10 protein-coding genes and 1 pseudogene are annotated in these 9458 nt (G+C 67.6%); 10 read left to right on the top strand and 1 reads right to left on the bottom strand.

Translation table 11 applies throughout. The features are described from left to right. From DEIPI_RS0114710 to rlmB, 4 genes are all read left to right on the top strand, one after another. On the top strand, window positions 1-1815 hold a 1815-nt coding region (locus DEIPI_RS0114710; protein WP_425387862.1), incomplete at its 5' end, for an ABC transporter ATP-binding protein. Window positions 1816-1916: 101 nt separating this feature from the next. Next, the gene (locus DEIPI_RS37880; RefSeq protein WP_157463679.1) at window positions 1917-3365 is read left to right on the top strand and encodes a hypothetical protein; all 1449 of its coding nucleotides are present in this window, start codon (window positions 1917-1919) and stop codon (window positions 3363-3365) included. Continuing rightward, entirely contained in the window at window positions 3365-3784 is a 420-nt protein-coding gene (locus tag DEIPI_RS37875) for a hypothetical protein (protein WP_169737121.1), read from the top strand. Before DEIPI_RS37880 ends, DEIPI_RS37875 begins: the two co-directional genes overlap by 1 nt. Window positions 3785-3955: 171 nt before the next feature. Further along, the gene (rlmB, locus tag DEIPI_RS0114700) at window positions 3956-4672 is read left to right on the top strand and encodes a 23S rRNA (guanosine(2251)-2'-O)-methyltransferase RlmB (protein ID WP_027482262.1); all 717 of its coding nucleotides are present in this window, start codon (window positions 3956-3958) and stop codon (window positions 4670-4672) included. A 69-nt stretch (window positions 4673-4741) separates the two neighbouring features. Here rlmB and DEIPI_RS0114695 read toward each other — a convergent pair whose 3' ends face one another. Then, window positions 4742-5203 carry an Lrp/AsnC family transcriptional regulator gene (locus tag DEIPI_RS0114695; protein ID WP_027482261.1) on the bottom strand — a complete coding sequence of 154 codons (462 nt, stop codon included), beginning with the start codon at window positions 5201-5203 and terminating at the stop codon, window positions 4742-4744. Between the two features lie 87 nt (window positions 5204-5290). Between DEIPI_RS0114695 and yedA the strand changes: the two genes are divergently transcribed. The 6 genes and pseudogenes from yedA to DEIPI_RS36715 form a co-directional block, all read left to right on the top strand. Then, complete coding sequence (gene yedA / locus DEIPI_RS0114690) at window positions 5291-6190, top strand: drug/metabolite exporter YedA (RefSeq protein ID WP_045234394.1); 900 nt, start codon at window positions 5291-5293, stop codon at window positions 6188-6190. A gap of 128 nt (window positions 6191-6318) precedes the next feature. Further along, complete coding sequence (gene rpmH, locus DEIPI_RS0114685) at window positions 6319-6462, top strand: 50S ribosomal protein L34 (protein ID WP_027482259.1); 144 nt, start codon at window positions 6319-6321, stop codon at window positions 6460-6462. Between the two features lie 161 nt (window positions 6463-6623). Continuing rightward, entirely contained in the window at window positions 6624-7034 is a 411-nt protein-coding gene (locus DEIPI_RS31365) for a ribonuclease P protein component (RefSeq protein ID WP_245588574.1), read from the top strand. Window positions 7035-7182: 148 nt separating this feature from the next. Continuing rightward, window positions 7183-7398: a membrane protein insertion efficiency factor YidD gene (yidD, locus tag DEIPI_RS0114675; RefSeq protein WP_045234404.1), complete on the top strand. Its 216-nt coding sequence runs from the start codon at window positions 7183-7185 to the stop codon at window positions 7396-7398. Further along, window positions 7395-9098: a membrane protein insertase YidC gene (yidC, locus tag DEIPI_RS31360; protein WP_084474308.1), complete on the top strand. Its 1704-nt coding sequence runs from the start codon at window positions 7395-7397 to the stop codon at window positions 9096-9098. Before yidD ends, yidC begins: the two co-directional genes overlap by 4 nt. A gap of 105 nt (window positions 9099-9203) precedes the next feature. Next, window positions 9204-9458, top strand: a pseudogene (locus DEIPI_RS36715) (Jag family protein); the annotation flags it as partial.

Here is a 9458-nt window from a genome sequence, read left to right as displayed (position 1 = left end):
AGCCGTCCCTTCCCCCGCCGCGCCGCCCCCGACGGGAGCGCCCGCCGACCCACCCCGCGTGACCTCTCGCAGCTGAGGCGCCTGCTGTCCTACGTCCGCCCGTACCGCGCGAGCGTCGCCGTGGCCGCCGTCGCGACCCTGCTCGCGAGCGGCTTCAACCTCGTCTTCCCGCTCGTGGTCGGCCGCCTCGTCGACGCGTCCTTCCTGCGCATCGGCAGCGCCGACACCACCGTCCTCGACCGCACCGTCGTGATCCTCATCGGCGTGTTCGCCGCGCAGGCGGGCTTCACCGCCGTCCAGACGTACCTGCTGTCCCGCGCGGGCGAGGGCGTCGTCGCGGACCTGCGCCGCGCGCTCTACGCGCACCTGCTCACCCTCAGCCCCCGCTTCTTCGAGGCGCGCCGCACCGGCGAGCTCACCTCGCGCCTCACGTCCGACGTCAGCACCGTGCAGGGCGCCGTCAGCACCGCCCTCGCTCAGCTCTTCAGCCAGACCCTCACGCTCGTCGGGGCCGTCGTGATCCTCTTCGTCACCAACCCGCGCCTGAGCCTGCTCGTCGTGTCCGTCGTGCCCGTCGTGGTGCTCGCGGGCGTGTTCTTCGGGCGGCGCCTGCGCCGCGTCAGCAAGGAGTTCCAGGACCGCGTGGCCGCCGCGAACGCCAGCGCCGAGGAGGCCATCGGCGGCATCCGCGTGGTGCAGTCCTTCACCGCCGAGGGACTGGAGGCGCGCCGCTACGCCGACCTGATCGGGCAGTCCTACGCGGTGGCGCTCAGGCGCGCGCGGGTCCGCGCGGGCTTCCTGCCGACCGTCATCTTCGCGATGTTCACGTCCCTCGCGCTCGTCCTGTGGTACGGCGGGCGGCTCGTGCTGACGGGCGCGCTCACGCCGGGACAGCTCATCAGCTTCCTCTTCTACGCCATCAGCGTCGCGAGCGCCATCGGGGCCTTCACGGGCCTGTGGAGCCAGTTCCAGGAGGCGCTCGGCGCGTCCTCGCGCATCTTCGAGCTCCTCGACGAGCGCAGCGACCTCACCGTCCCCGAGCGGCCCCGCGCCCTCGGGAGCGTCACGGGCCGCGTCACCTTCGAGGGCGTCACCTTCCGCTACGGCGACCGGGGAGACACGCCCGTCCTCGCGGACGTGAACGTGGATGTGCGGCCCGGCGAGGTCGTCGCGCTCGTCGGCCCGAGCGGCGCGGGCAAGAGCACCCTCGTCGCGCTCGTTCCGCGCTTCTACGACGTGCAGGAGGGCCGCGTCCTCGTGGACGGCGTGGACGTCCGCGACCTCGACCCGCGCGACCTGCGCGCCCACGTCGGCATCGTCCCGCAGGAGACGCAGCTCTTCAGCGGCACCGTGAGGGACAACGTCCGCTACGGCCGCGAGGACGCCACCGACGCCGAGGTGGAGCTCGCGGCGCGCGCCGCGAACGCGCACGACTTCATCAGCGCCTTCCCGGACGGCTACGACACCGTCGTCGGAGAGCGCGGGGTGAAGCTCTCCGGCGGTCAGCGTCAGCGCGTCGCCATCGCCCGCGCGCTCCTCAAGAACCCGCGCGTCCTCATCCTCGACGAGGCCACCAGCGCCCTCGACAGCGAGAGCGAGGCGCTCGTGCAGGACGCCCTGGAACGCCTCATGACCGGACGCACGACCCTCGTGATCGCCCACCGCCTCTCCACCGTCCGCAACGCCGACCGCATCGTCGTCCTCGACGCGGGGCGCGTGCGGGACGTCGGCACGCACGAGGAGCTCATGGCGCGAGGCGGGCTCTACCGCGACCTGTACGAACTCCAGTTCCGCGAAGGGGAGGAGGCGAGGTAATGCCTCACGGCGTGTGGACGCGTTGGTAGCGTGAGGTACCGACCCGTGTCGGCGCACCTGTCATTTTGTCGGGTGTGAAACCATGAAAATTCAAAGAGTATATGGAGTTTGGGAATTTCCTTAAAGTCTTTCAAGACAATCTGGGAAGAGATGAAAACTCAACCATAATGGCTGTGAGAATGGTCATTGATGCGTGGAAAGTTTTGGGAATCCCCAAAAGAAGTTGGATCGTCGTTGCTATTTCCGACCAACCACCTTTTGGAGTCATTGGGAACAGAATGGTAATACCGGGTACCGTGATACGAGATATCGAAGTTTGTAGAAGGTCCCGGAGGAATTTCGCGCTTTGCCTCACCATCGCCGGAAGATTTTGGAATATAGCTCGTCAATACAGAGAATACTTGAGAATGACTGCAATGGCTGTGGCTGAGGAAAGAACCACAACCCTAGAAGATCAAGCAAATGCTCTGTCAGCGTCAGAGAAAGTTCAGTTAATCAAAGACCTGCGAAGACTTTTTCCGAATGGCATCGATTTCGATGCCGCCGCACGTATAGCACACCTCATGGAACAGCAGTCGAGGGCAGAGGCCAAGGTCGCGGAAGTCTATGCAGACGCTTTGGAATCCGACCCGCTAAGTCAAATACAATTCAATCCTTATGAAGATGACGGCCTCACAACGCTCGGGGTTGAAGTTATGCCTGACCCTTGGGAGGCAGAAGCTCAACCGAGCCAGGAGACTGCAGGGGTCAATGGATTCCTGGCCCTTTCCGAAGAAGCAGTTGCGGATGTGCCTCGGCTGCCGTCTGCGGATGAAGAGGCGGCTGAAGTGCTTAGTCCGACGTCGCCTACTGTACCTCCAAAGGTCGATGAAGCGGTGATTCAGACGATTGTCGTCGGTCCGGCCAGTGACGCAGAAGTTGACGCAGAAGTTGACGCAGAAGTTGACGCAGAAGTTGAGGAAGACGCCGCCCGTCAGGACCTTGTGGAACAGATTCTCTCCGTCCTGGGTGACTTGCGACAAGGGATGAGCGCGCCAGGCTGGCGCGAAAGCATGGTACAAGTGTTGCCTGCTGGGACTCCTGACGAAGAACCGATCCCAACCACCCGGCAGGGACTTGAACAGGACGTGCAGGTGCCGTTGCCTACGCCTGAGGAAGTGGTGATGGAAGCCGAAGCCACGCAAGCAACGCCGACGTTGCTGGAAGCGTGCCAGGCGCTCGCAAAGCGCCTCAAGAGTGAGAACCGCGCCTTCAGTGAGGTTGGTCTGATTCCGACGTTCGCCCTGGGAGGAGCCGAAGCGCCCATCTTCGACCGGAAGACATGGACGATCACGCTTCCTCAACACTGGGGCGATGACCTGTCACAGGTTCACCTCTCAGTCGTTCAGAACATCCTTCTGGATCCTTCGGAAGGTGGAATAATCTTCCAGTATAAGGCGGCCAGGACAATCTTCCTGCGTGTTGTTGCTGATGCTCTGAGGAATTATTCAGCAGGGCTAATTCTGGCTGTCATCCAGGAAAACATAAAAAATCACGGAGCTAATTTCTGATGGATTATCAAAATCAAGAACCATATGTTTCCGTCGCTCAGTTGAGCGGCGATGTTAAAACTGCTGGCCTAAACGTGACCCTCGGTCAGCGCTACTCGGGTACCCTGCCCGCGTACATAGCCGCTCCCGAAGCCAATCCCCCGGAACTCACCCCGAGCAAAAAGCCCGCTTCGGCACCACCCGCATGCAAGGGTGAAGCCTTTGCAGGCGTCTACAAGCTGGGTGACGATGGCGACACCTCGATCAGAGGCGGCGTCTCCGTGGAGTGTGGCCCCACCAAGGTCGTCCTCGAGAAAACCGAGGACGCCACGGGAAAGGTCTTCGTGGAACACCAGTTCGGTCCTCATTGGGGCGGACGTACAGTCTACGAATCGAACGGAAAGATCGGCGTATACGCCGTCTATAAGTTCGAGCTCTAGGTAACAACTCTCCCTCGTTCGGTTCCCGGCTCAGTGCCGGACCCCTTGACATGGATCGGTCCGCGCGGCGCAACTCCGCGACGCGACCCGAACGAAGGACACCCACATGAAACCCCCGCCGCCCGGCCCTCGCCGTCGCGGCGGGGTTTCCTTTGAGGGTAGAATGACCGGATGTTGCTGTACGGTCGCAATCCCGTGTTGGAAGCCCTGAGGGACGGGCGTGTTTCGGAACTGCTCGTGGCGCGCGGCGTCGAGCAGAGCTTCGTGAGGGAACTGGAGCGCTTCGACGTGCGCCTGAAGTGGGCGCCGCGCATCGAGCTCGACCAGATCGCGGGCACCACGCAGCATCAGGGCGTCGTCGCGGAGGTCGAGGACCTGAAGTGGGCCGAGGTGGACGACATCCTCGACCGCGCGGACGAGCGCGGGGAGCCCCTGCTGATGGTGCTGCTCGACGGCGTCACGGATCCGCGCAACCTCGGCGCGATCATCCGCAGCGCGGAGGTGCTGGGCGCGCACGGCGTCGTGGTGGAGGAGCGCCGCAGCGCGCCGCTGTCCCCGACGGTCGCCAAGACCGCGGCGGGCGCGACGAGCTGGCTGCCGGTCGCGCAGGTGAAGAACCTGCCGCGCTTCATCGACGCCCTCAAGGAGGACGGCGTGTGGGTGTACGGCGCGGCGGGCGAGGCCGCCACCGACCTGCGCCGCCTCGACTACGACCGCAGGCTCGCCCTCGTGATCGGCGCGGAGGGGGAGGGCCTGCGGCGCCTCGTGCGGGAGAAGTGCGACGAGCTCGTCGCCATTCCCGTGCGGGGGAAGGTGCAGAGCCTCAACGCGTCGGTCGCGGCGAGCATCCTGATCTACCAGGCGCTCACGAGTAGAGAGACGCGCTGACGTTCCACGCGAAAGCGAGGGGCCGCCCCCGAGCGTACAGCGACAGAACTTGGACGGCCCTGCCCCTGTTCAGCGGGGTCCCTCCACGTCGCGTCGCGTGACGGGCGACGACAGGACGAGGCTCGTGATGGGCGATCCGTACGCCTTGAGCGCCGAGATGGTGCGTTCCAGGTGCGCCACGTCGGACACGACGACGCGCAGGACGAAGCAGTCGGTGCCGGTGACGCGGTCGCAGGAGTGAATCTCGGGGGCCTGCGCGGCGTGCTTCAGGAAGGGCTCGTCGCGCTGCCCGTCGATGGTGAGGCGGATCCAGGCGCTGAGCGGCAGTCCGAGCCGCGCGAGGTCGAGTTCGGCGCGGTAGCCGCGGATGATCCCGGCGTCCTCTAGCCTGCGGACACGTTCGGCGACGGCGGGTGCGGACAGGCCGACGCGGCGGGCGAGCTCGCTGAGGGGCGTGCGGGCGTCCTGCTGAAGGGCCGCGAGCAGTTGCCAGCCGACCTCGTCGAGGAGCCGTTCGGTGCTAAGTGTCATGGCCTAGCTTAACATTCGAAGGTCCCCGGTGCGATTCTCCTTCAAAAACGTCTGTACGTTCGCCCGGGCGCTTTGTACTCTGGGCCCATGAGTGCCACGGTCCGCGCCGCCGCCCGCTACAGTCCGCTCGTCCTGCTCGCGCTCCTCACGGTGTACCTCGTGTGGGGCAGCACGTACTTCGGCATCCGCGTCGCCATCGAGACCCTGCCCCCCATGGGCATGCTCGCTGCGCGCTTCCTCGTGGCCGGCGCGCTGCTCTTCGGCCTCCTGCGCCTGCACGGCGCGCCCGCCCCCACGCCCGCCGAATGGCGCTCGAGCGCCATCGTCGGCGTGCTGCTGCTCGGCGGCGGCACGGGCCTCGTCACCCTCGCTGAGCGCGACGTGAGCTCCAGCGTCGCCGCGATGGTCATCGCGGTCTCCCCGCTGTTCGCGTCGCTCTTCGCGCGCCTGTGGGGCGAACGCACCTCGGGCCGCGAGTGGGCCGGGATCGGCATCGGCCTCCTCGGCATCGTGCTGCTCAACCTCGGTGACCTGCGCGCCACGCCGCTCGGCGCGGTCCTGCTCGTCCTCGCGCCGCTGTGCTGGACCTTCGGCAGCATGTGGGGCCGTCACCTGCGCCTCCCCTCCGGCCTGATGGGCTCCGCCGCCGAGATGCTCACGGGCGGCGCGGTCCTGCTCGTCCTGAGCGTCCTCACGCGCGAACACTGGGGCACCCCGTCCGCCGCGAGCCTCTGGGCGCTCGCCTACCTCGTCGTGTTCGGCTCCATGCTCGCCTACAGCGCCTACTCCTACCTGCTGCACCACGTGCGGCCCGCCGTCGCGACGAGCTACGCCTACGTGAACCCCGTCGTGGCCGTCGCGCTCGGCGTCGGCTTCGGCGGGGAGTCCCTCTCGCCGCTCGGGTGGGCGGCCCTCGCGGTGATCCTCGCGGGCGTCGCGCTCGTCGCGTGGCCGCGCGCCGCCACCCCCACGGACGGTCCCGCGTGAGCGCCCGCCCGTAGACCGACTTCCGGCGGCGTGCTAGACTTTCGTAGTTTGCCCCTCGCGGGCAGTCTCGCGTGTCCCGGGACCGAGCGGCGCCCCCGCGTGCCGGTCCCGCCCGAGCAGGAGGAATCATGAAGCGTACCTACCAGCCCAACGTCCGCAAGCGCGCCAAGACCCACGGTTTCCGCGCCCGCATGGCCACCAAGTCCGGCCGCAAGATCCTCGCCCGCCGCCGCGCCAAGGGCCGCGCCCGCCTCACGGTCGCGGACGAGTAAAGGCGACCAGAGACGCGCTGAGTGAAGCACCCGAACGGGCGGGCCGTCCCGCCCGTGGGAACTCATCAGCACAGAGACGCGCCGAGTGAAGCATTTGAACGCTACACTCGGCGCTTTCGCGGCGAACCCAGGGTTCGCCGCGCTCCTTTGAGGTTCCCCGCATGACCGACCCCAACGCCCCCGCCCGGCAGAGCGCGCCCGCCGAGGCGACACGCAAACCCCGGCGTCGCAGCGCGGGCCTCACGTCCCTGCGGGGCGACGCGGAGTTCCGGCAGGTCCGCAAGGGCCGCGCGGTCCGCACGCCGTACTTCACGCTGCGCGCCGTGCACTACCGCCCGAAGCACGGCACGCCCTGGAAGCCCATGACGGTCGTGGGCATCGTCGTGCCGAAGAAGGTGCTCCGCAGCGCCGTGGACCGCAACCGCGCCCGCCGCCGCCTGAAGGAGGCGATGCGGCGCGTGGACCTCCCGCCCTGCCGGGCCGTGCTGATGCCCACCCCGGAGGTGCTCACGGTGGACTTCGAGGTGCTCACCGACGCGCTCCGCCGGGCCTTCGACCGCGCCGCGCCCTGAGGGCCCGCGAACCGTGAGCGCGGTCGAAACTCCGGGAGGGCCGAGCGCGTACACTGCAAGGATGGACTCCGGACGCGAGCCGCGCCCCACCCCGCTTCCTCACGAGGAGGGCGGGGTGGGGCGGCATTCGTCCCTCGTCGCGGCAGGTATGCTGGCAGGGGTGCGGTACTACCGCCGCGTCCTCTCGCCCCGCAAGGGCGCCCCGACGTGCCGGTTCACGCCGACCTGCTCACAGTACGCCCTCGAAGCGATCGAGCAGCACGGAGCCCTGCGCGGCGGGTACCTCGCCGCACGGCGCGTCCTGCGCTGCCACCCCCTGAACGAAGGCGGGTACGACCCCGTCCCTCCCAGAAAGAACCCATGACCGAACATCACAACCCCCCGGGCGTCCCCGCCTCCGCGCGCCGCCCCCGTCCGTTCCTCCGCGCGGCCGCCGCGCTGCTGCCCCTCGCCCTGCTCGGCGCCGCCGGGTCCGCCTCCGCCGCCGTGAATCCCGGCTGGATCGAGGCGGACTTCAACGGTGACGGTCAGCGTGACCTGATCGCGACGTCCAACCTCGGCGACATCGTCTTCAACACGCGCGGCGAGATCGTCGGTTGGTACCCGAAGGTGTACGCGGGCACGCCCTCCATCAAGCTGCAGGAGGGCGCGCTGAGCTTTGGCGCCCTCAAGAACCCCCGCACCGTGAACCTCGTGAAGGGCAACCGCGAGGCGCTCGTGGTGCGCATCCCCGGCAACACCGCCGTTCCCTCGGACGCCACCTTCGAGGCGACGCCCACGCCCGTGAGGGGCGCGCTGCCCACGAAGTCCGCCACGGCGATCAACCGCCTGTCCGCCACCTTCCGCTACACGCATGGCGCGGCGCGTGTCGAGAAGACCGTGTCGTTCAGCCCGCGTCAGTTCCGCATGAGCGTCCGCACGAACGTGACGGGCGCCGACGGCTACACCGTCAACTTCGGCGGGCTCAACAACGTCGCGAATCCCACCGTGAAGGCCGTCGCGCAGGGCTCCACGGAGGTGCTCGGCGGCGGGGACGTGAAGAACATCCGTTACGCCGCCATCCAGCAGGTGCCGAACCCCCTCATCGACCCGCAGTCGCAGAACAAGTACGCGATCATCGTTCGTCCGCAGGACGGCACGCGCGCCGACGCGACCGTCACGGGCGGGCAGAACGCCAACATCGCCGTGGAGCTCTCCGGCACCTCGAACCTGCAGGTGTACGGCGGCAAGAACGAGCTCATCCGCCTCTACAAGGAAGGCTTCCTGCAGGAGCCCGGCCTGTTCTCCCCGAACCTGCTCGGCTACCTGTCCCTGCTGATCGCGCGGCTCATGGACGCGCTGCACGCGCTGTTCCTGAGCGCCGGCATCGCCTCGTGGGGCCTCGTGATCGCCGCGCTGACCGTCCTGATCCGCCTCGCGATCTGGCCGATCATGCAGGGCCAGATGCGCTACACGACCCGCATGCAGTTCATCCAGCCGGAAGTCCAGAAGCTCAACGAGCAGTACAAGGACGACCCGCAGAAGCGCGCCGAGGCCACCATGGCCCTCTACCGCGAGCACAACGTGAACCCCGCCGGGTGCCTCCCGGTGTTCATCCAGATCCCGATCCTCGCGGTGCTGTGGAACACCATCCGCAACTTCGAGTTCGACGGCGGCCTGCTGTGGCTGCCCGACCTGTCCATCCCGGACCCGCTGTACATCCTCGCGGCGCTGTACGTCATCGCGAACCTCGTCAGCATCTACATCTCGACCCGCAAGACCCCGCAGATGTTCAAGCAGCAGGCGATGATCTACGTGTTCTTCGCGTACTTCGCGCTGACCTTCCCGGCGGGCGTGACGCTCTACTGGATCCTCTCGACCATCATCGGCATCTTCCAGCAGCTGCTGATCAACCGTCAGATGGAACACCTCACCGCCACCGCGAACGTCCAGAAGGTCGCGGGCGGCGTGAAGGGCGCCGCGCCCAGCGCCGCCGCGGCCGGTCCCACCAAGACCGTGAAGCCCGTCAAGCCCGCCCTCGACGCGGGCAGCGTGAAGAGCACGCCCAAGAAGCAGAAGGAATAACCTCCGGCTCGCGTGCGGCGGGGAGCGTCTTCGGGCGCTCCCCGCCGCAGGTTTCGCGCGGCGTCCGTCGGCGCGCGCGCCCCGCGCGGTACTAGAATGAGTTGCATGGACAAGAAGACGAACCTCGACGAGTACCTCGCTGACCTCGGCATCAGCGAGACGGAGGACGAGGCTCCGCCGCGCCCCGCCGCCCACCTCACGGAGGTGCCGCTCGGCGTCACCGAGAGCGCCCAGCCCGCCGTGATCGTCGAGCGCTTCCTGCGCGGCCTGCTCGCCCGCATCGACGACAGCCTCGACGTCAGCGTCCGCGACGCCGACGACGCCGTCGAGGCCGAGATCACCGGCGAGCGCGCCTCGCGG

It is taken from the genome of Deinococcus pimensis DSM 21231 (assembly GCF_000519345.1).
In the GTDB taxonomy this organism is placed as follows: Bacteria; Deinococcota; Deinococci; order Deinococcales; family Deinococcaceae; genus Deinococcus_A; species Deinococcus_A pimensis.
This window is presented reverse-complemented; position numbering and strand designations above follow the sequence as displayed.